At 39.7% G+C, this 21,683-nt stretch carries 21 protein-coding genes and 1 pseudogene; 7 read left to right on the top strand and 15 right to left on the bottom strand.

Annotated elements, in window-relative coordinates:
* Positions 1 to 99 precede the first annotated feature (99 nt).
* The gene (locus ACFX4H_RS04555) at positions 100 to 1,017 is read left to right on the top strand and encodes an NAD(P)/FAD-dependent oxidoreductase (RefSeq protein ID WP_034307272.1); all 918 of its coding nucleotides are present in this window, start codon (positions 100 to 102) and stop codon (positions 1,015 to 1,017) included.
* 284 nt (positions 1,018 to 1,301) lie between these two features.
* On the opposite strand, the gene ACFX4H_RS04550 is transcribed toward ACFX4H_RS04555, so the two are convergent.
* A complete protein-coding gene (locus ACFX4H_RS04550; protein ID WP_106027466.1) occupies positions 1,302 to 1,448 on the bottom strand; it encodes a lmo0937 family membrane protein in 147 nt (48 codons plus the stop codon).
* Positions 1,449 to 1,725: 277 nt separating this feature from the next.
* Between ACFX4H_RS04550 and ACFX4H_RS04545 the strand changes: the two genes are divergently transcribed.
* Positions 1,726 to 2,046, top strand: a complete 321-nt coding sequence (locus ACFX4H_RS04545) for a YckD family protein (RefSeq protein ID WP_249597693.1) — start codon at positions 1,726 to 1,728, stop codon at positions 2,044 to 2,046.
* A gap of 168 nt (positions 2,047 to 2,214) precedes the next feature.
* Complete coding sequence (locus ACFX4H_RS04540) at positions 2,215 to 4,188, top strand: S9 family peptidase (protein WP_377434140.1); 1,974 nt, start codon at positions 2,215 to 2,217, stop codon at positions 4,186 to 4,188.
* A 42-nt stretch (positions 4,189 to 4,230) separates the two neighbouring features.
* On the opposite strand, the gene ACFX4H_RS04535 is transcribed toward ACFX4H_RS04540, so the two are convergent.
* The 7 genes from ACFX4H_RS04535 to ACFX4H_RS04505 all read right to left on the bottom strand — a co-directional run bounded on the left by ACFX4H_RS04535 (position 4,231) and on the right by ACFX4H_RS04505 (position 12,520).
* Positions 4,231 to 4,662, bottom strand: coding sequence for a CBS domain-containing protein (locus ACFX4H_RS04535; RefSeq protein ID WP_105718815.1), 432 nt, complete (start codon positions 4,660 to 4,662; stop codon positions 4,231 to 4,233).
* 80 nt (positions 4,663 to 4,742) lie between these two features.
* A complete protein-coding gene (locus ACFX4H_RS04530) occupies positions 4,743 to 5,579 on the bottom strand; it encodes an MBL fold metallo-hydrolase (protein ID WP_328138300.1) in 837 nt (278 codons plus the stop codon).
* Between the two features lie 391 nt (positions 5,580 to 5,970).
* Positions 5,971 to 6,951, bottom strand: a complete 981-nt coding sequence (locus ACFX4H_RS04525; protein ID WP_034307282.1) for an ABC transporter permease — start codon at positions 6,949 to 6,951, stop codon at positions 5,971 to 5,973.
* Positions 6,944 to 7,855, bottom strand: a complete 912-nt coding sequence (locus ACFX4H_RS04520; protein ID WP_048678272.1) for an ABC transporter ATP-binding protein — start codon at positions 7,853 to 7,855, stop codon at positions 6,944 to 6,946. The genes ACFX4H_RS04525 and ACFX4H_RS04520 overlap by 8 nt, the downstream gene beginning before the upstream one ends.
* Positions 7,852 to 8,646 carry an SGNH/GDSL hydrolase family protein gene (locus ACFX4H_RS04515; protein ID WP_377434138.1) on the bottom strand — a complete coding sequence of 265 codons (795 nt, stop codon included), beginning with the start codon at positions 8,644 to 8,646 and terminating at the stop codon, positions 7,852 to 7,854. Before ACFX4H_RS04515 ends, ACFX4H_RS04520 begins: the two co-directional genes overlap by 4 nt.
* Before the next feature lie 480 nt (positions 8,647 to 9,126).
* On the bottom strand, positions 9,127 to 10,323 hold the full coding sequence (locus ACFX4H_RS04510) for an MFS transporter (protein ID WP_084737711.1): 1,197 nt from the start codon (positions 10,321 to 10,323) through the stop codon (positions 9,127 to 9,129).
* Positions 10,324 to 10,387: 64 nt separating this feature from the next.
* A complete protein-coding gene (locus tag ACFX4H_RS04505; protein ID WP_377434136.1) occupies positions 10,388 to 12,520 on the bottom strand; it encodes a PAS domain S-box protein in 2,133 nt (710 codons plus the stop codon).
* Positions 12,521 to 12,893: 373 nt separating this feature from the next.
* Between ACFX4H_RS04505 and ACFX4H_RS04500 the strand changes: the two genes are divergently transcribed.
* A complete protein-coding gene (locus tag ACFX4H_RS04500; RefSeq protein WP_222619851.1) occupies positions 12,894 to 13,808 on the top strand; it encodes a YitT family protein in 915 nt (304 codons plus the stop codon).
* 83 nt (positions 13,809 to 13,891) lie between these two features.
* Here the strand turns inward: ACFX4H_RS04500 and ACFX4H_RS04495 are convergent, their stop codons facing one another.
* The 4 genes from ACFX4H_RS04495 to ACFX4H_RS04480 all read right to left on the bottom strand — a co-directional run bounded on the left by ACFX4H_RS04495 (position 13,892) and on the right by ACFX4H_RS04480 (position 18,390).
* The gene (locus tag ACFX4H_RS04495) at positions 13,892 to 14,086 is read right to left on the bottom strand and encodes a cold-shock protein (protein ID WP_034307294.1); all 195 of its coding nucleotides are present in this window, start codon (positions 14,084 to 14,086) and stop codon (positions 13,892 to 13,894) included.
* 856 nt (positions 14,087 to 14,942) lie between these two features.
* Positions 14,943 to 15,149 carry a cold-inducible protein YdjO-related protein gene (locus ACFX4H_RS04490; RefSeq protein ID WP_377434133.1) on the bottom strand — a complete coding sequence of 69 codons (207 nt, stop codon included), beginning with the start codon at positions 15,147 to 15,149 and terminating at the stop codon, positions 14,943 to 14,945.
* A 124-nt stretch (positions 15,150 to 15,273) separates the two neighbouring features.
* Complete coding sequence (recQ, locus tag ACFX4H_RS04485; protein WP_377434724.1) at positions 15,274 to 17,400, bottom strand: DNA helicase RecQ; 2,127 nt, start codon at positions 17,398 to 17,400, stop codon at positions 15,274 to 15,276.
* Positions 17,401 to 17,556: 156 nt separating this feature from the next.
* Entirely contained in the window at positions 17,557 to 18,390 is an 834-nt protein-coding gene (locus ACFX4H_RS04480; RefSeq protein WP_377434130.1) for a LysM peptidoglycan-binding domain-containing protein, read from the bottom strand.
* A 256-nt stretch (positions 18,391 to 18,646) separates the two neighbouring features.
* Here ACFX4H_RS04480 and ACFX4H_RS04475 point away from each other — a divergent pair, with 256 nt between their 5' ends.
* The 3 genes from ACFX4H_RS04475 to cotJC are packed head-to-tail and all read left to right on the top strand — an operon-like array spanning position 18,647 to position 19,729.
* Positions 18,647 to 18,880: a spore coat associated protein CotJA gene (locus ACFX4H_RS04475; protein WP_063234475.1), complete on the top strand. Its 234-nt coding sequence runs from the start codon at positions 18,647 to 18,649 to the stop codon at positions 18,878 to 18,880.
* Positions 18,881 to 19,147, top strand: coding sequence for a spore coat protein CotJB (locus tag ACFX4H_RS04470; protein ID WP_063234474.1), 267 nt, complete (start codon positions 18,881 to 18,883; stop codon positions 19,145 to 19,147). It begins immediately after the preceding gene.
* A 12-nt stretch (positions 19,148 to 19,159) separates the two neighbouring features.
* The gene (gene cotJC / locus ACFX4H_RS04465; protein ID WP_230137225.1) at positions 19,160 to 19,729 is read left to right on the top strand and encodes a spore coat protein CotJC; all 570 of its coding nucleotides are present in this window, start codon (positions 19,160 to 19,162) and stop codon (positions 19,727 to 19,729) included.
* Positions 19,730 to 19,773: 44 nt separating this feature from the next.
* Here cotJC and ACFX4H_RS04460 read toward each other — a convergent pair whose 3' ends face one another.
* From ACFX4H_RS04460 to ACFX4H_RS26815, 3 genes and pseudogenes are all read right to left on the bottom strand, one after another.
* Entirely contained in the window at positions 19,774 to 20,646 is an 873-nt protein-coding gene (locus tag ACFX4H_RS04460) for a CvfB family protein (RefSeq protein ID WP_328138294.1), read from the bottom strand.
* Between the two features lie 121 nt (positions 20,647 to 20,767).
* Positions 20,768 to 21,175, bottom strand: coding sequence for a response regulator transcription factor (locus ACFX4H_RS04455; protein WP_483878264.1), 408 nt, complete (start codon positions 21,173 to 21,175; stop codon positions 20,768 to 20,770).
* A gap of 67 nt (positions 21,176 to 21,242) precedes the next feature.
* A pseudogene (locus ACFX4H_RS26815) lies at positions 21,243 to 21,365 on the bottom strand (histidine kinase dimerization/phospho-acceptor domain-containing protein); the annotation flags it as partial.
* Between the last annotated feature and the right edge of the window lie 318 nt (positions 21,366 to 21,683).

Raw genomic sequence — 21,683 nt, 5'->3', positions numbered from 1 at the left:
GACTTCCTCCTTTTTTTGTTTAAGCTCCAGCGACTAGTGGTATATTTTTTACAGATAGAATAACACTAGGTTTATTCCAAATTTGTGGGCGGTGAATTCATGAAACAAGCAGATTGCATTATTATTGGTGGAGGTATAGCCGGGATTCAGGCAGCCATCCAGCTAGGAAGATATAAACATGATATTATCGTCATTGATTCTGCTCAAGGCCGCTCCTCCATTGCCAAGGCATACCATAACATTCTTGGGTGGCCAGACGGGGTAAGCGGGAAACAATTAAGGACGCTTGGCAGGCAGCACGCTGAAAAATTCGGTGTCGAATTCACGGATGATACAGTGACATCTCTAGAAAAAAAGCAGGACAAGTTTTTTATCCAAACTAAAAATGACAGGGAATATCAAGCAAAAATGATTTTTCTTGGTACCGGCATTACCGATAACATTCCTCCAATCAAAAACATCCATTCAACTCTTGGGACATCCACATATATATGCCCTGACTGTGATGGGTATGAGATCATGGATAAGCAAACCGTTGTTCTTGGTGGCGGAAATACGGGTGCAGGCATGGCGCTTACTCTATTATATTGGTCAAAAGATATCATTTACGTAAACCATTTGAAATCTAAAATTGATGATGAGTATAGAGAAAAGTTAACGGCAAATCACATTCCCGTAATTGAAGAGGAAGTTTGTGAGGTTCATGTCGATGCCAATCAGGAGTTAACGGGCATAGAATTAATATCTGGTAAAATTATCAGAGCTGAAAAGGCATTTACGGCATTTAAAGGGAACAAGCTTAATAATGGCCTAGCCTTACAATTGGGTGTGCAGGTCAATGAAAACAATCATGTCGTGGTTCATCCCCGGACTAAAGAAACGAATATTAAAGGAGTCTGGGCAGGCGGCGACCTCGTTGCCCATTCCGAACAAGTCACCATATCCATGGGAGATGGCACCCAGTCAGCGATATGGATTCATAAGAGACTGTTAGGCCATCCACTTCCTTATGATTGACAGTTTACTGAATTAAAAGGCGCCCTGTTCACCAGGGCGCCTCAGTTTGTAGACAAAAGGGGTTATATCTGAATTTTTAACAAAGTTGATAGGAGCGGGTGTTCGAGACTCCTGCCGGAAAAACGTGTCCAAAGGAGACCCCGCAGGAGTCTTCCGGACCGCCCGCGGAAAGCGAGTGCCTGGAGTGGAGATCAAATTGTCTACAATTTTAGGCGACCTATTCACCAGGCCGCCTTTTACATTGTTATTTAAAAGCTTTTCCAGGTCAGTCATTCAATACACCTCTACATTCGATTCCTTCCCTTAAAAACCTTAACCAAAATGAGAATGACCGCGATGATAAGCAAGATATGTATAAAGCCTGCAGCCACTTTGAAGACTAAACCAAGAACCCATAATAATATTATTACACCAATAATCGTCCAAATCATGATAATCCCCCTTTCTTCCCTTTTAAAGGACTTTTTATTAATAAGAAGTTACAACAATATTTTCACTTACATTTAAAATACCCATATCTTTCTCTAACAAACCTCCCCCTTATTTTTTACATAAAACTGTAAATGCTGTAAATGATAATAAAGAAATAAGGAATCTTCCATATTGATTATATTATTCACCATTAGGAAGAGACTTTCAGGTTTTTAAAGGTTCTACAGTTCTTCAATTAGGCAGAAAAAATCATTAAAAAGAAGGAGTCGTTCATTCATGAAAAAGTTTTTCGTCATCTGTTTAACAGCTTGTTCCCTATTCCTAGTCAACCTTAATCATCCGGCTGCACAGGAAAATAAAGCAAAGACTGAAAGTGTACAATTCACTGATGCTCAAAAATCGGAAATCGCTAAGATCCAAAAACAAATACTCGCTGACAAAAAGAGATTGATCGAAAAATATGTTGAGTATGGCGCGCTTTCGAAAGAAGAAGCCGATAAAATGGTTTCACATTTTGAAAAACATTATAAAATGATGGAAGAACATAATTTCCAAATACCGCCGCACCGTCCGCATACAGGACATATGCATAAGTAATTGTAAGTTTTTTCCGATATATCCAGATAATCCGACCTGATAAAAAGGCCGGATTATTTTCATTTCTTTCGTCCTTGATAAATAAACATGACGCGTTTACCATTTACTAAAGGATTTTATTTCTCTTTAGCGAAATACATAACTATGAGAAATGAAAGGGTGAAAAGGATGAACAAAATAGGTATAACAGCAAGAGACTTATTTCACTTGAAATCAGTAACCGATCCAAAGCTATCACCGGATGGCAGCATGGCGGTTTATGTCCAAACCAGAATAGATGAAAAAACGGAAAAATACATTTCCAATCTGTTTATGTTCAGCCTGATTACGAATGAAACAAAGCAATGGACGTTTGGGGATAATCGTGATACATCACCAGCCTGGTCCCCCGACGGCAAGCATATCGCCTTTATATCAGATAGATCAGGAAAAAAACAAGTCCACATTATCGGGAGCATTGGCGGGGAAGCTCGCCAGCTCACCCATTTCGTTAACGGCGCTTCAAAGCCTATTTGGTCCCCTTGTTCCACCAAGTTACTGCTTTCTACCAGGTTAAAGGAAGGCGAAAACCTTAATACGGCCAAGGAAAATGATCTATTCAAAGAAGTTAATAGGTATGACCGGATCAAGTATAAATGGGATGGGAGAGGCTATTTTGATCAGTTGTATCAGCAGCTTGTTATAGCGGACATTTTTAAAGGAGAATTCACATTGCTGACGGAAAACAATATTGATCATCTTCCGAATGCGTGGTCTCCAGACGGACAGCGTATTGCATTCATAAGCGGGGATGCAGAAAGAAGTGATGATGAACTTTTTTCAGATATATTCATCATGGATCTTGATACGAAATCTTTAGAGAAAATTACGGATAGTACAGGTTTCTTTAGAGATCCTAAATGGTCTCCAAATGGCGAATATCTATCTTTCATTGGCCATAATAAAGAATTTGCCGGTGCCACCTTTTCAAATATCTGGTTATATTCCATCATGGACCAAACGACTCAGTGTTTGACCGACGGATGGGACGTGCAAATTGGAGATTCCGCAATAGGGGATTTCCAAATCGGAGCCGTCGACCCAGGTATTTTGTGGACAAACGATAGTCAAGGTTTTTACTTTTTAATAAGTGATTATGGAAATACCGGAGTATATTATGGTTCCATTGAAGGAGCTATGTATCCATCAATCCTTGACCCGCAGCATATATACGGCCTGACTATAGATCCCGAAAGCCACCGTGCTGTCGTGGCCATCAGTACACCTGTTCATCCTGGCGATCTCTTTGCTTATAACCTTACCAATGGTGATAAGGAACAAATCAGTTTTGTTAATGAGGTTTTTTTGAAGGATAAACAATTGTCCATGGCTGAACCCATTACTTTTCCATCAGTCGATGGGCTTACCATTCACGGCTGGATCATGAGACCGAACGGTTTTAATGGTAGTCAAAAATATCCGCTCATTTTAGAAATCCACGGCGGACCGCATATGATGTATGCTAATACCTATGTTCATGAATTCCAGACCTTGGCTAATGAAGGGTATACTGTATTGTTCACTAACCCGCGAGGGAGTGTAGGATATGGCCAGGACTTCGTAAACGCCTGCCGTGGCGACTATGGAGGCATGGATTATAAGGACTTAATGGCTGGAGTCGATCACGTTCTAGCTACATATGATTTTATAGACGATGAAGATTTAGGGGTATCCGGAGGAAGTTATGGAGGATTCATGGTAAATTGGATCATCGGACATACCAACCGCTTCAAGGCGGCTGTGTCTCAGCGTTGTATCAGTAACTGGCTAAGTTTTTATGGGGTCAGCGACATTGGCTATTATTTTACAGAGTGGGAAGTTGGCGGCGATATCATTAACTCTGCTGAAAAACTATGGCAGCACTCTCCATTAAAATATGTCTCCAATGTGGATACGCCTTTACTTTTACTTCACGGAGAAAAGGACTTCCGCTGTCCCATTGAACAGAGCGAGCAATTTTTTGTCGCTTTAAAACGGCAAAATAAAGAAGCCGTACTTGTTTCATTCCCAAATGAAACTCATGAGGTATCGCGAAGTGGATCTCCAAAAATGCGCCTGCAACATGTTGAGGAAATCAAGGGCTGGTTCAATAAGTATCTTTAAAAACCAAAACTCTGTTAGCAATAGCTAACAGAGTTTTGGTTTTTAGTGCTGAATTTGATCTCTGTCTTCGGAAATTGAACTTAAAGCATCTCCCGCCATTGAATTTGTCTGTTGGTGTACAGCAAGATCACCTAATGCAACGACACCGACCAGCTTTTCATTCTCAATGATAGGGAGCCTTCTGATTTGTTCGGTAGCCATTAACTCCTCAGCTTCCTCCACTGACATATCAGGCGTACCTGTTACAAGATTGGTGGAAATGACATCGGTAATTCTAGTCGAGTTCGGCTTTTTCTCGGCAACACAGCGAATGACGATATCCCTGTCTGTAATGACACCGATTAAATGGTTATTCTCCAATACAGGAATGACACCAACATCATCATTCTTCATTTTGACTGCTGCTTCATATATATTATCTTCCGCAGTGCAACAGTCAACGTCTGTTGTCATGATATCTCTTAAATTAGTCACGGAAATCCCTCCATTTTTCATAAGTTGCTTGTTTATTTTTGACTTCTGCAGAGAAATTATTCATTAAACACGGTCACCCTTCATTCCACATATTTCCCATGATCCGGTTTAGCTAATGAATCGAATTCCTTTGCAAGCTTCGCTAAACCCATTTCCAGTTCTTTCCCTTCAACAGGATACCCGTGCCCCGTTATGGCAACAGCGGGCTTCAGACTTTCCAATAGACGTACCGATTCTTTGGCAGCCTCCCAATCGGTTGTTAAATACCGCGGCGGTCCTGCTATTTCTTTCTCCTGAGTGAAAACCTTGTACAGGGAATCTTGCCTGACATTCACAAAAGCATCTCCAACAATCAAACTTCGGTCACTTTCACGGAAAAGTGAAATATGTCCTTTCGAATGGCCTGGGGTGTGAACCCATTTCCAATCACGAAGCCCGGGAACACTATGATCATCAGGCAATGGCTGAACTTTTTCATCAAGGTTGATTCCCTCATTCGGAAATATCGATGAGATTTTGGCGACCATCCCCCCTTCAACAGTTGGATCCGGTTCGGGATAATTTTCCTGTCCCGTTAAATAAGGCATTTCTTTAATGTGGGCATAAACAGGAGCCTCCCAATACTCCATTAACTCAATCAGTGCACCAACGTGATCGAAATGTCCATGTGTCAAAATAATTGCAGCAGGTGGATTTTGCGGTCCGTATATTTCTTCAGCAGTATTCTTTATTGCCTCTGCTGAACGCGGCATCCCTGCATCAATCAATACCCATTTATCATCTTTTGGTGACCCTACAAAAATTACATTAACGATTTGGACGGACAGACAATATATATCCTCATTTATTATCTGTACATCTCCACTGGAAATTGAAGTCATTGGCAGGAATTTTTCGTTCAAATGATTATCATCCATTTATAATCCTCCTATTTTGAACATACTGTTTTTTAAAGGATACCCTGTACGAGAAAATAAAAAACAACCTATAATTTATATAGGCTGTTCAGACTGCAGGCAAATTCGAAAGCGAGCCTACAATTTTTTTCTTTAAAAAGGTGGAGTTGATTTAAGAAATCCGCTCCCTTTCCTCCGACTGTCTGCCAAGCCTCCTCGACACAAGCGTCTGCGGGGTCTCTGCTAGCCAGTTATTCGGCTGGGGTGTCGCAATTTTCTTCCATCCATTGAGGGTTTCAGTTCATCTAAAGTAAAATTTCATGTGGATAATCAGGTCTTGTTTTAAAAGCGACACTTCCGAACCAATTATGTCAACAAACTGAAACAACTTATAATTTCTATAGGCTGTTTCTCAGTATACATCCCTCCGTGTAAATACTGTAAAAGATACAATTAAAGCAAGCGCCCACCAAACGAGCAGAGTAATGACGGAGGATAATAAAGTCATCCCTTCTATTGGCGGAGCCGTTCCGCTAATATAAGCGGTCAATTTCAAATTCACCATAAAGAAATATTTCGCTGATTCCCATGATGAAACCATATTGTTCAATATAGCTCCGGAAATCAATGCAGCCAGCATGATGCCCATGCCTGCAGGGGTGCTTCTCACCAGTACCGAAAGCATGAAAGAAAGGGTCCCTACCACAACCGCCACCAGCCAGACAAGTCCCAAATCCATCAATAGGAATTTCCATTGTTCCACTAGCCTTACTTGACTGACATCCACGTCAGCACCCTTCAATTCAAATCCGGTTATTACAGGGGCCCCCCAACCTTGATATCCGAAAACGATACCCGATAATAGGTAAGACAATAAGGCTGTCACCGCCACGATAATCGAAACCGATAATAATAATGTTACATATTTGCTCAATAAGATTTTCCAGCGCTCCACTGGCCGTGTCAGCAAAAGCTTGATTGTCCCTTGACTATTTTCGGAAGAAACCATATCACTAGCCACAATCATGATTAATAGCGGAATGAACAAATCGATTGCATTTTCCAAAAACATGCGTGTAAAAGTGGCTGCGCCTGGTTCTGAGGGATTGATATCATGATCGAGATAATATTGCTGCTGCTTCAGACTAACTTGCAGCTGTTCACGCCACTCATCGAGCATCCTATTGGAGCCCAATCGATTTTGAGTATCAATGATTTGCTGCTGAAGAGCTGCACGCCAATCATCCGTTCCCAACTTCTCCCGCTGCTCTTCCACTTGTTTGTATTGGGCATATGTAAACATCAGGACTAAAATTCCAACGATGAGACCGATTATGATTAACCGTTTCTTTGCCAGCAACTTCATCATTTCATTTTGGACCAAGTTATTCAATGCCCGCACCTCCCCCCGTAACTTGCAAAAACAATTCTTCCAATCCCGGGAGCTTTCGATTCATTTCATGCACCCTCACGCCTGCTTGGTTAAGAGCAGCATTCCATTCAGGTGTCTTAAGTTCATCATAGGCTGTAATGATATATTTTTGATCTAAGGTAATTTCGGTGAAGCTGCTAAGTATTTCCGCGCCCTTTTGAATAGGTTCAACCCGCCAAAATATCCGCTCCTGCGTGGATAATAAGCTCTCCACTGTATCCGTTTTAATAATTTCCCCACCTTTAATGATTGCGACCCGGTCACAAAGTTGCTGGATTTCACCTAACAAGTGTGAGGAAACCAGAACGCTCATACCTTCTTCTTCAGCCAACTTTCTGATGAATTGCCGCATTTCACGGATTCCGGCAGGATCTAGCCCGTTAGTCGGTTCATCCAAAATCAATAGTTTAGGGCTGTTCAGCATGGCCTGCGCGATTCCTAAACGCTGCCTCATTCCCAACGAATAGGTCTTCACTTTATCGTGAATTCTCGCTTGCAAACCGACGAGTTCAACAACCTCGTCCATTCTTGTTTCATCAACATCAGGTAACATTCTTGCAAAGTGGAGCAAATTATCCCACCCGCTCAAAAATGGATATAACTCTGGATTTTCGACGATGCAGCCCATTTGCTTCATAGCCTTCGTAAAGTCCTGACGAACATCATACCCGCATATATGGATGGAACCCGAGGTTGGCTTAATCAAACCGACCAACATGCGGATCGTCGTCGTCTTGCCTGCTCCATTCGGTCCTAAAAAGCCGAAAACTTCCCCTTCGTTCAGCTCAAAATCAATTCCTTTAATAATTTCCCTTTTGCCAATCCTTTTTTTTAAATCCCTGACAGATAATGTCACCTGTTTCATCGTTCCACATCCTCCCATTTTATTAAAGGAGCAACTCTATCAGCAATTAAACGATATCCCTTCTTATTGGGGTGAAATTTATCTGAATACAAATACTCATTTACCGACAATTGAAATAAATCAAAAGTTGGAACGAAAATTGCATTTTCATAAAGAGCCACGACTTCCGCCGTTTCATTATTCCAGTCCCGTACGATTCGGTTCGTATCAAAGTCTTCATCCAAATCTATAAACGGATTATACAGCCCAAGCAACAAAATGGTAGCTGTATCATTGACTTTATTGATATCCTTAAAAATTTCATGTAAATTTCCCAAGAAACTCTTTTGTGATACAGTAATAGCTTCACGATCATATTCAAGCAGGGTCCTGCCTTTTTGAAATAAATCGTTACCCCCGATTGTAACTAAAATAACATCAGCAGCCTGGATTTGGCGCTTCACTTCCGGTTGTCTCACTTGCTGTACCAATTCTTTAGACACTTGTCCATTAATTCCCAGGTTATGAATGATTGGTTTTCTATTGTATTCACTCTTTAAATCTTCAATAACAAGTCCAACGTAACCTTTCCCTGTTTCATCACCTGTGCCGCGGGTCAATGAATCGCCTATCGCTACCACCGTAAAACCATCGGGAAAATCATTTTTTTTAATGGCGGTTTCTTCAATCACTTCCTTATCGGAAGTTCCCTTTCCATAATGGTCCATAATCGCCCATCCAAGACAAAATAAAAAAAACAGACCGATAAAAGCTGATGCGATGGTAATAGCCAACACTTTTGGTTTGCTCAAAAACACTCACCCTTCCATTCATTCTCTATCTTCCATTAAATCATATTATTTCCAAAAATAAAAAACTGATTGTTTTGGTTAAAATTCCCAATACACAAAAGCATATCTTTTATAAACTTACCGCGGAATGGGATTACAAAAGGGGTTCTCTCTAAACTTCAAACAAAGTTGATTGGAACGGGCGTTCTAGACTTCTGAGGAAAAAGCTTGTCCAAGGTAGACCTGGCAGGCTAAAGTGCCGCGGAAAGCGAGTGCCTTTCATTCCAATCAACGTGTAAATTATACAAACCCTTATAAAATTGGAGACAAATCCATTTTCACCGAGTTTGTCTACTGAGGAATTTTAATGAACCCCTACGCCCTTTCAAAGTATGTTCATTCTGCTTGATCATTTACCCTGCGTTCTCTCAAATTTGTAAATAGAATAGAGAAAGACCTCTTCACCATGATAGGCAAAGAGGTCCCTCGCTTTATTTTCCATCATTTTTCTATTATACCTATGGGTCTCCCCATAACTTTTAATTTTTTTTCATACCTCATGAGCCATATTGTAAGTAGCATTCCGATCAGGGTGAGTAAACCATAAAATAAATAGACCGCATATATTCCTGATTTATCCAAGATTATTCCGCCGCTAAAGGTACTGAACCAGTTACCCAATCCATTGCCTATGGCGGAATAAAGCGTTATTGCCGTTACTGTAATACGTACAGGGACAACTTCCCTGATATATTGTAAAGCTGCAGGAATGAATAAGCCAAGTGAAAACCCTTGAATGATCGAAGACACATATACGGTAGCCAAACTCGGTTCGGTGAAGTATAAAACCCAGCGGACCAATGAGGCCGTTCCAGCCAATAAGGTAATTGGCAGCAGGCCTATCTTATGAATCCAGGTACCTGCGATTCTCATAAAGGGGATTTCCGATAATACAGCTAAAAGGAACGCAATGCCAATTCCTGTATATGTCCCTCCCCTTGCCTCTACAAACAAACCGTAGTATACATTATTTGCAAGATTAGGACCAAAAAGCAAGAACGTTATAGCTAGAAAGATAAGGAATCGTTTCATGGTGATCAATTCTTTCATTCCGCCGAAAAGCTTCACCTTTTCCCCAGGCGGCTCTTCGGGCAAACGAAGAGCCAGACTAGCCGAGATCAAAAGACCGAAGAAAAAAGCATAAAATATCACGGAAGGACCCATGAAGGATTCAGATAATTTCCCCATTACAAAAACGGCCACACCGTAACCAAGTGATCCGAATAAACGGATTTTCCCATAATTCGATTTGATCTTCGTTGTATATTGAAGGGTGATGCTATCTGAAACAGGTATTATCGCACTTTGAAAAATAGCCAAAGCGACAGCAACGGATACTATAAGTAAATAATGATCGAACAGCAAGTAACCTAAACCGAATACACCAGCAAGCAACGATGTCATTGCCAGTATTTTTGCCGGTCTCCCGCTCCAATCACAGACAATTCCCCAAAAAGGTTGAAAAACGATCATCACTATCGGTCCAACGGACATGATCGTACCTATTTCAATACCTGACAAACCTGCCTCATTGGCTAAATAAACGCTTAATAGCGGTGTTAAACTTCCTACTGCAAAAAATGAAAAAAGGTAAAACACCTTCAAGCTAATGATATTGACTTGCTTTTGTTTTTCCAAATCCAGTTCCCCCATGCAGACATCTTCTACAATTTTGTTGATATTTTTTCATTGTCCTATTAGGCTAAATAGGGAGCACAATATTAAAGACTGTACCTTTATTGACCTCGCTCTCGACAAAGACATTTCCGAAATGGCTTTCTATGATTTTAAAGCTGATCATTAAACCTAACCCATTACCAGATTTTTTCGTTGTGAAAAATGGTTCTCCCAGTCTCTTAAGCTGCTCTGGTGGAATCCCAATTCCTGTGTCGGTAATGGATATTTGCACTTTATCCTCTTTAATTTCAGTCATGACTTTTATGAACCCACCGTCAGGCATAGCTTCCATACCATTTTTAATGAAGTTCAATAAGACTTGTTTTAATCGATTCTCATCACAACGAACAAAGATCTCTTCGTCATTACAATCCGAAATCAGCGTGATGTTCTTCTTCCTGGCTTCAAACTCCGTCAAAGATACAACAATTTGAATGATTGGCACAAGATTCTTCATCTCCAAATTCAAGGCCTGTGGTTTGGCCAATTGTAGGAACTCTTCAACTATCTCATTCACACGATTGATTTCGTCCATGATTATTCCCAGATATTCTTGTTTATTTTCGTCCGTTTCATCCAATTGCAAAAATTCCGTATACCCTTTCATGGAGGTCAACGGATTGCGTATTTCATGTGCCACTCCTGCAGCAAGCTGACCGACAGCGGCTAATTTATCCTGCCGATGGAGCATCTCTTCCGATTGTTTACGCTCGGTTATGTCATATCTAATGGTTAAATACTGAAATGGTTTACCTTCTTCGCTGAAAAATGGAACAATAGTTGTATCGACCCAATAAAAACTGCCATCTTTCGCCTTGTTTCTAATTTCACCTTTCCAAACTTTGCGTTCACGGACGGTCATCCACATTTTTTCAAAGAATTCCTTTGAGTGGTATCCAGAATTAACGATCTTATGGGTCTGACCTATCAATTCACCTCTCCCATAACCAGAAACCTCCGAGAACTTTTCATTCACTTCGATAATGACTCCTTTATCATCGGTAATCGCCACAATCAAGGATTGGTTGATTGCATAATGCATATCTTCCAGTTCTTTAATTGACTCCTTTAAAGCACTTTCTGCTTTTTTACGACTGGAAATATCCGAACGGATGGAAATATATTGATATGGTTTACCCTTTTTCATAAAAGGAACGATAGTTGTATCCACCCAATATACATTACCATCTTTAGCCCGATTGCATATTTCACCATGCCATGTTTTCCCATGGCTGATCGTTAGCCATAAGTCAGTGAAAAATTCTTTCGGATGATGACCAGAATTGATTATGGAATGATTTTTTCCTATTAGTTCATGTTTTTCATATTGAGATATTTCCAGGAATTTTTCGTTAACATATGTAATGATCCCATTTGCATCCGTGATGGCGACGATCGCCGATTGATCTAAAGCATAACGGATATCGCTTACAGTATTATCACTTTTTGCTAACCGCCGGCCCACGATCGTACTTGAAGCTATCAAGCTGGCAAGGATGAATAATGAAACGAAGCATGTAAGATAAAGCATAAATGGAGTGAGTGGAACAAATTCACCCGCTTCATTTTTCGCGTTCATCGGTAACACCCTTACAAAAAGATAATAGCCTTCAATGATTGCACCACTCATAAAAAGAGTACTGACTGGTTTTAGCGAAGATTGACTTAATTTATTAAAATGAAATAAGATGGCAAGTGCTGCTACAAATAAAATAAAGATGCTGAAAAGCGTACTGAAGACCAATAATGGGTTAAAGTGCAAAGAGTGGTTTAATGAAGATGTTCCCATTATATAATTGGATAATATGGCCATCGTAAACATGAAACCGCAAAAAACGATTTGCAGGACTTGTGTTTTATACGAAATGGCCAATAACCCAACCCCTGCGAGAGCGATGGCTAATGCTAACGAAAAAATTATTGTAGAAAAGTTGTATGCTGCCATTCCTGAATTATCGAGGGTGAAAATAACAACAAAATTAAGCGTCCAAATAGCCACTCCCATAGAGCAGCTGCTCCCTATATACACAAGGCGTTTATATCTCTTTATCGTCAGTAATGTTGTCAGTAAATCCAACGCCGTATAACAAGCCATTATTATCAAAAGTACTGCAATCATAAAGAGAACAGGATTTGATGCTACAATTGATTGTTCCATTTTTTTACTTGATCACCTCAAACGTTCTATTCTCCTATATTGTAAAGGAAATTCATAGTACCTCAAAGGTTTTTTATTTCCTTATTCCTATTTATTTACACATCGATTCTTTCAGTGCACCCCATATCTCAAGAAAATGCAGGTTTCTTTCATAAATTCAATAAAATTAGAAATACTATTGTTTTGTATGGAGTAGAATAAGAATACATGGTAATGACAAGCATTAACAACCCTGTTTCTTCATTACAGGACGTTATCAATGATACCAATAATTATTCAGGAATATATGCAACAGAATGTTAATTTCTTTATTTAATTATACCTATAGGTTTATAATTAAATAGAACCTATATAGAGAGAAGGAGTGGGTGGCATGATTATGTCAGACCTGGCAGGTGCAAGTACAACAGAAATTATGCAAAAGAAGACCCAGCATAAAAAATTAACACTGAGACAAATTTTACAGAGAGGTCTATTAATTACAATCGGTGCGGTTTTGATGGCTGTCGGCCTCGAGATTTTTTTAGTGCCGAATAACGTAATCGACGGGGGCATAACGGGTATATCGATTATGTTATCTTACATCACTGGATGGAAGCTCGGAATCTTTCTTTTCATTTTGAATCTTCCTTTCTTTTTTATCGGTTATAAACAAATCGGCAAAACCTTCGCATTATCTACCCTTTATGGAATTTTAATCCTTTCCATAACCACTACATTGCTTCATCATGTACCAGCTTTCACTCAAGATATCCTCCTAGCGTCCGCTTTCGGCGGAATGATTCTTGGCATTGGTGTTGGAATGGTCATTCGATATGGCGGCTCATTGGATGGTACAGAAATACTTGCTATACTCGCTAGCAAGAAGCTCCCTTTTTCCGTTGGGGAGATCGTCATGTTTTTCAATTTATTCATCCTGGGAAGTGCGGGCTTCGTATTCTCGTGGGATCGTGCCATGTATTCGATCATAGCTTACTTCGTGGCATATAAAACGATGGATATCGTCATCGCAGGTTTGGACGAATCCAAATTTGTCTGGATTATCAGTGATGAATTTAATGATATCGGTGAAGCTATAATGAATCGCCTTGGACGGGGCGTAACCTTTTTAGCTGGTGAAGGTGCTTATTCCGGTGATGATAAAAAAGTCATCTTTTGTGTAATAAACAGGCTTGAGGAAGCTAAACTTAAAGAGATAGTCAAAAGCTTCGATCCATCTGCATTTCTTGCTGTAGGGGATATCGCGGAAGTCCGAGGCGGCCGATTCAAGAAAAAAGATATCCACTAATCATTCATCTGCTTTTTGCTTCATCCAATTGGCAGAAAGATAAAAAAAGCTGAAGGGAATCCCCTTCAGCTTTTTTTATAGCCTTAATAGTTTCTTGGATTGTTAATTGCTTGAAGCATTCTGGTGCCGGGTTTCATCTCGCTGCTACATAACGGACAAACATGTTCATCATTACTTGTAAAGTTATCGCGAATCCAACCTTTGCAATCTTCTGATGTACATTCCCACACCTTTGTTTCTTCAGGAATGATTTCTTCCGTATTATTTCTTCTATACATATATCTCACTCCTTAGAATTGAATTGACTCCGTCCTGCATAACAGATCACAAGCCATAAAGATAAAAGAAGAATAGATGGCGTTTAATCTAAATTGTGAGTAAATAACCATTCGCAAATCTAAGTATGATTATTGTTCTTTCAACCAAACTTTTTGAATGGTAAGAACTTGAGATTACGGCATGAATTTTTCATATCTCAGTTACCATTATATCATATATATGCTTTATATATTTGAGGAAAGATTCTAAAAAAGAAAGTATTCCCCAAAATGAAACACAGTCCCTGACTTACCCTTCAGATAATCGAGACTGCGCCTGTTTAAGAATCCATTCCATATGGTTCTTCCTGCTCGTTCGTTGAACATTTCAAATCGAAGCGAGCACGAGAGTAATTTTTAATGCCAAAACCTAAAACAATGAAAGCCCTGCCTCTCTCCCATCCATACGGTTCCTAGACCGTGCCTGCGAGAATCAGATAAAAGCTTGTAAGTACATGTTTATTAATTAAAACCGTCCGTAATTCCAATTGGGTAGATTAAATTCCAAAAGACAAATGGTACATAGAAGTAAGTTAATGAAGAACAGAAATGGATCGAGGAAAATACTTGGTGATAACATGTATTTCTTTTTTCTAAATGTGTTTAACTCGTTTCTACTTCATCATGAAAATGATGAAAAATTATTTTATTAATAAAAATGTTACTTTAAATTACCCTCCAGTGCATTCTTTTCATAACACTGAAATCTAATAATATCATACATATCTTTATATGTAAAGCATTAATCCCAGGATAAAAACACTCCGCCATCCTTCCTTCTCAAAATAAAAAATAAAGAGGCTATGATTCACCTCTTTTATTTAAACGCATTATACTCATTTTCAATTTTTGGGAGCTCCCTGATTTCTTCAACCAATTGACTTCCGCACATTGGGCAATCATAGTTTTCCGAGGCAAAATCTTTTCTCATCCAACCATTGCAATCCGCTGCTCCGCATGCATATACTATCGTATCTTCCATAACTATTTCTGGTTCCTCTGAATTCTTTTTACCAAAATACATGAGCAACCTCCTCTTTTTTATAAAGACTCTGATTAAAGGAGCGAAATTTCACCTTTTTATCATTCCTAGTATACGCATTAAACCAAATTCTTATTTATTCAATGAAGAAATTATCCAAAAAACCTTAACACCTTTCGTTTTCCAGCCCTGCTTTAACCAAGATCGCTTTGATCATAAAGTAGGAAATATGTTCGGGCAGGGCTTCTTTAAGTGGTTTCAATTTTTCTGAATCCAATTGTTTCGCAGTTTCCAAAACAAGATCAAACTCTTTATCCAAGAAAATCTCATCCCATTTAATATCCAAGTTTTCTTCTGCACACTTTAATAAATGATTTTCAATTGAAATGGAAGACAGCCCTCTCAATGCCCCTATTTCCTTGATTGATTTGCCTTCCTGATATAAGCGATAGCTTTCTAAGTGAGATGGTTTAGTCGTTCGCTTTACCGTTTCCTTTGTAATCATAGTATTCGTATCTAATTCAGGATGTGCCTGTACATACTTGGAAATACCTTGTAAGAATAGATTTCCGAAGCGTTCGAATTTCTGCATGCCTACCCCTTTGACTTCCAGGAATTCCTCTTCCGTCCTCGGCAGTTTGATGGCCATATCTTTCAAAGATGCATCGGAAAAAATAATGAATGGAGGTACATTTTCCTTGCTTGCCAATTCTTTTCTTAACTGTCTTAGCTCTTCGAACAATCCATTATCTGCGATGATGCTGCTTACTTTTTTTATTTCCTTACGCAGGACTTTTTTCTGTCCCAATAGCACTTCCCTGCCTGCATTGGTAACCTTGAGTACCGGAAACTGGCCGCCTGTCATTTCTATGTACTGTTTTGCTGTCAGGAAATCAATGAAATCACCAACATCCTTCGCAGTTTGATCATTGATGATACCATAGGTTGAAAGCTTCTGGAATCCGAACTCTTCAATTTTCTTATTGCGTGATCCCGTAAGCACTTGGGAAATCATCGTTTTACCGAATCGCTCCCCCATTCGCAACATGCATGAAAGGACCATTTGTGCCTGTGTAGTTACATCAACAGAGTCACGTTTATCTGTACAATTTTCGCAATGACCGCAATCTTCAGGGTTTTCTTCTCCAAAATATCTAAGAATGAATGCTTGCAAACATCCTTCGGTAAAACAATAATCCTTCATTCTGTTCAATTTCTTCAATTCCTGGGATTGCCACTCCTGAGAGGGATTTGATTGATCAATCAAGAAACGCTGTATCTGCATATCCTGAGGGGAATATAAGAGGATACACTCACTATCCAAACCATCCCTCCCTGCACGGCCCGCTTCCTGATAATAACTCTCCATGTTCTTTGGAGTTTGGTAATGGATGACGTATCTAACATTCGACTTATCGATTCCCATCCCGAAGGCAGATGTCGCTACCATCAAGGGAACGTCATCACGAATGAATTGATCCTGCTGTTCCGACCGCTCTTTTTCATTCATGCCAGCATGATATCGACCTGTTTTGAATCCCGCTTTTATAAGCTTCGCATACAAGGAATCGACTTCTTTCCTAGTGGCTGCATAGATGATACCCGATTCATTTTTGTTTTTCTCTAAATAGCGCATTAAAAACCGGCCGCGATTTTCTTCTTTCACTACGGAAAAGAACAGGTTATCTCTGGAAAATCCCGTTGATATTGTATGCTGCTCTGATATTCCGAGCGACTGACATATATCGTCCGTCACATGCGGTGTGGCTGTTGCGGTTAATGCCAGTACTGTCGGGGCTGATGGCATGTTTTTCAATAAGGTTTTGATTTTTAAATAGCTTGGTCTGAAGTCATGACCCCATTGAGATATACAGTGGGCCTCATCGATGGCTACCAATGAAATATCCACATTAAATAGATCCTGTTGAAATGCAGGATTTTCCAATCGTTCTGGCGCCAAATAAACCAACTTATATCTACCGTGTTTAATATCGTTCATTCTATTGGATGATTCCAACCCAGAAATGGAGCTATTAAGAAATGTGGCATCAATCCCAGTTTGTTCGAGGGCATCTACTTGGTCCTTCATCAAGGAAATTAGTGGGGATATAACGAGTGTTACACCTGGTAACAGAAGGGCTGGAATTTGGTAACATATTGATTTACCTCCGCCGGTAGGCATGATTCCCGCTGTGTTTATTCCTCCCAACACCTGTTCAATAATCTGTTCCTGACCTTTTCGGAATGACTCATAACCAAAGTATTCTTGTAAATATTCACGTGCTTTTTCCATCAATTTACTATTCCTCCTATTTACCTTCTAAGGATTTATAAGGATCTATTTCTTCCATTGTACCTGCTTTTCACGACAACCTAAAGGACAAAAAAAGCAGACACATCATGTCTGTGTCTGCTTTTTCAATATATAAACATGTTTTGCATGGTTAAATTAATTCAGGATTTGCACTTTAACGTTTTTAACGCCCCAATTCACGGCATCCTGTTCGTTTGGAACAAATATGTCCACTCTATTCCCTTTGATGGCACTGCCTGTATCGGCTGCCGTTGCGTAGCCATAACCTTCAACATAAACCTTTGATCCTAGTGGAATGACTGAAGGGTCCACGGCAATCACCTTTGCATCAGGATTAGCTTTCAAGTCCACTCCTGTGGCTGTTGTTCCGCTGCAGCCTTGACAATCAGCCGTATAGGCTGTTGCACTAACAGTAATCTCTTTTCCAGATTCTGCTTGATCTTGGGATTCATTGTTTGTGTCTGCTGGTTCCGATTGTTCAACTGGTTCCGATTGTTCAACCGGCTTTGTTTGTTCTGCTGGCTTGGATTGTTCTGCTGGTTCGGATTGCTCTGCTTGTGCAGCTTGCTCTGATTTCTGTGCAGGCTCTACACTTGCAGCTTCGACTTTGTTAGCTGCCGGTTTAATGACCAGTTCTTGACCAGGATGGATTGTATCTGAATTTAAACCGTTCCAAGATTTAATATCATTTACCGCTACATCATATTTGTGTGCAATTCCCGATAATGTGTCCCCTGACTTTACTTTATAATGCTCTTCTTGAGAAATATGTATGGTTTCTCCGGCATAAATCGTGTCTGAAGACAAATCGTTCCAAGACTTAATATCTTCTATTGATACTTTATATGTTTGAGATATCCCCCATAATGTGTCTCCATCTTTCACTTTGACATCCTCTGCTTGTACCGGAATTGTGAATGCACCGGATATAGCAGCCGCTGCCGCTAACGATAAGATTGATTTTTTCATATGTTGTTACCTCCTTGTGAGCTGCTTTATAAGCTACGAGTTAAATCTTAACATAGTTTTTTTCTATACAAAGAACAAACAGATAAAGAATAGATGACAAACATCACAGTAAGATAACGGGACCATAACAAGATTTTATAATATTCTGAAAAAACATCATTTTCCAGATAATTTCCTTTCCAGACCAATGCAGTCATATTATGCATTACCCAGGCATAAAAATTAAAGGCTATATCTTTACAAAGGAGGTATTTTTTTGACTCGCGAAAAGACTTTTACCTTAGTTAAGTCATATAAACCTTTCCATAGTAAATTCGATCCGTGCCCGCCTATTGGGAGAAAGTACTACAGAACACCTCCTAATTTGTATATTAATTTTCAACCGCCGAATTTGGAGCAGTTCACACCGGAGGAAGCTTTGAAATACGGTACACTTTGGAAATTCTTTTATGATTTTTATGATAATCCATATCGGGAAAGGGAGACATAAATGAATAAGAAACTGGATGATGAATATTATCAGTTGCTTGAACAAATACAGGCTGCCGATTTCGTACTTGTCGAGTTGACTCTTTATTTGGATACACATCCTAACGATCAGCAAGCATTACAGCAATTCAATCAATTTCATGAATACTCCAAACAATTGAAATCGGTTTTTGAGCCTAAATATGGTCCATTATTGGGTTTTGGAAACAGTCCAGGCGGTGAAAATAAATGGGAATGGGGCCAAGGCCCTTGGCCATGGCAGGTATAAGGAGAGATATCTATGTGGGTTTATGAAAAGAAGCTGCAATATCCAGTTAAAGTAAGAGACTGTAATCCTCGATTGGCAAAATATTTAATAGAACAATACGGAGGTGCTGATGGCGAGTTGGCTGCAGCACTCCGATACTTAAATCAACGATATACAATTCCGGATAAAGTCATTGGCCTGCTTACGGATATCGGAACTGAGGAATTTGCCCATCTGGAAATGATCGCCACGATGATTTATAAGCTAACAAAAGATGCCACACCTCAGCAGATGGTTGAAGCTGGCATAGGTGACCATTATGCCAATCATGATAGTGCCCTTTTTTATCATGACGCAGCAGGAAATCCATTTACGGCCACATATATCCAGGCAAAGGGAGATCCGATTGCAGATTTATATGAAGATATCGCCGCTGAAGAGAAGGCCAGAGCGACCTATCAGTGGTTGATCGACATCTCGGATGATCCTGATATCAATGATTCACTCAGGTTTTTGCGTGAGAGGGAAATTATTCATTCGATGAGGTTCAGGGAAGCTGTGGAGATTTTAAAAGAAGAAAAAGGTAAAAAGAAGTTTTTTTAATGAAATTCACAAGAAAAAAGCAGCGGATACATCCGCTGCCTTTTTCATTTACGGTCTGAAGAATATGTCCATCCATCTTCCTGGTAAATCTTTTCTTCTTTCATCAATTTGCCGAGAGCACGCTTGAACGCTCCCTTGCTCAAACCGAAGTGAAACTTGATATCATCAGGTGGCGTTTTGTCACCATAAGGCATTGCACCGCCGCGATTCATTAAATAAGTGAAAATGACATCAGCATCTTCCCCCATTAAATCTTGTTTAAAGGGGATTAAGGAAACGTTAAGCGTTCCATCCTCTTTACTATCAATGACGCGCCCTTCAACTAATTCACCAAGACGGGGCTCCTCCTTGCGTTCACTTTCGTGAATGAAACAGCGGTACCCTTCTTCTGAAATAAAGAATGATCCAACCATAAGCAAACGATAGACATTTCCCTTAATACTGGTGTTACGAATCCCTTTTAATGGAGCTGTTACTGCAATCTCCTGAATGACATCTTCGGTTGCAAGTTTACCAAACAGGCGTTCATGACGATCTGTCTTCAGGGATACATATAGACGATCACCAACCTCAGGCCATAATCGATCTATATTCGGAAGGTCGTCCAGGGATACAAGAATATCTTTCGAAAGACCGATGTCAACAAAAACACCAAGTTTCCTTTTCACATTGACAACTTCCGCCCAGCCATACTGATCAATCTGAATTTCGGGTATCTTCATTGTCGCTGTTAGCCTTGCTTGTTTGTCATGGTAGATGAACACAGTTACTTCATCGCCAATCTCAAGTTCCGTTCCTTCATTCATTTCATTATGATGAAGTAAGACATCTTCTGAACCATCCGTTAAAAACCATCCGAAATCAGCCTTACGTTCCACTTCTAACTCTACAGCCATGCCGGCCTGAATTTTTTGCATGAATAAAAATCCTCCTGTAACTTACCTTTACCTACAATTGTACCCAATTATTTATTTTTCCAACATATTTGAATTTATCATTTTTTTGATGTTCTGTATACCTATTACGGTTTTTTATTTTTTAACCCTTGTTTTCTCCATGAAATGCCTGCGGGATTAGTATCTGCGCTTGTTTACCGTTACTTAACAAGGTATGCATGATCACTTTGGATAATTGGCTCGGTTTATAAGGTTTAACTAAATAATCCTTAGCTCCCAAGGAAATCCCCTTCTCCCTTACGTCAAGTGATGTCGAAACAAAAACGGGAATCTCATTCAAATCAGCGGATCCTTTTAATTCCCTCAGGATCGCCCAGCCGTCCATCTCCCCCTCTTCAAAAAGGATATCCAGTACAATGGCATCCGGAGATGAGGATTTCAGCTTTTGAAAAGCCTTTCTACCACTTTTGAAATAGCTGACATGGAAACCACTGTCCATCAATTCATATTTTAGCAGTTCCGCTAAGTTCATATCATCTTCAATGACCATAATTTCATGGCTCAGTTTTCTTGACTGTCCTTCATTGTTAAGCCCCACTTCTTTTAGAGTAACTCTAGGTAAAACCAAGGACGCTTGCAAGCGGTGTCCTTAATTCATGACTAACTGTACTGACAAATTCGGATTTCATTTGATCCACTTCATATTCTTTTGTGATATCACAATATACCAAAATTGTGCCATATCCTTCTTCGCGATAAAGCAGTGTCTCAAAAATAAAACTTTATGACCTGATTCGTCTCTTCCTTTTTGAATGTAAAACTTCGTCCTTCATAATTTACTCCTTCCAGATTATCAATCGCTTCATCCATTGCATGTAAACCTCTCCCCCTCCATTTGAACAGCCATTTCAGCACTCCACGTTTCCCATGGCAAGTCCATTATTTGATCAGGAAATGAATCAGGACGATCAATAGGGCAGTCTATAAATAGTTATTGCCATCTTGCACAATTTATTTAGAATTTGTCATAAAGTTTTGCTTTTATCCCTGACTAATCT

This window comes from Peribacillus sp. YIM B13477, assembly GCF_042787955.1.
GTDB lineage: Bacteria > Bacillota > Bacilli > Bacillales > DSM-1321 > Peribacillus > Peribacillus frigoritolerans.
This window is presented reverse-complemented; position numbering and strand designations above follow the sequence as displayed.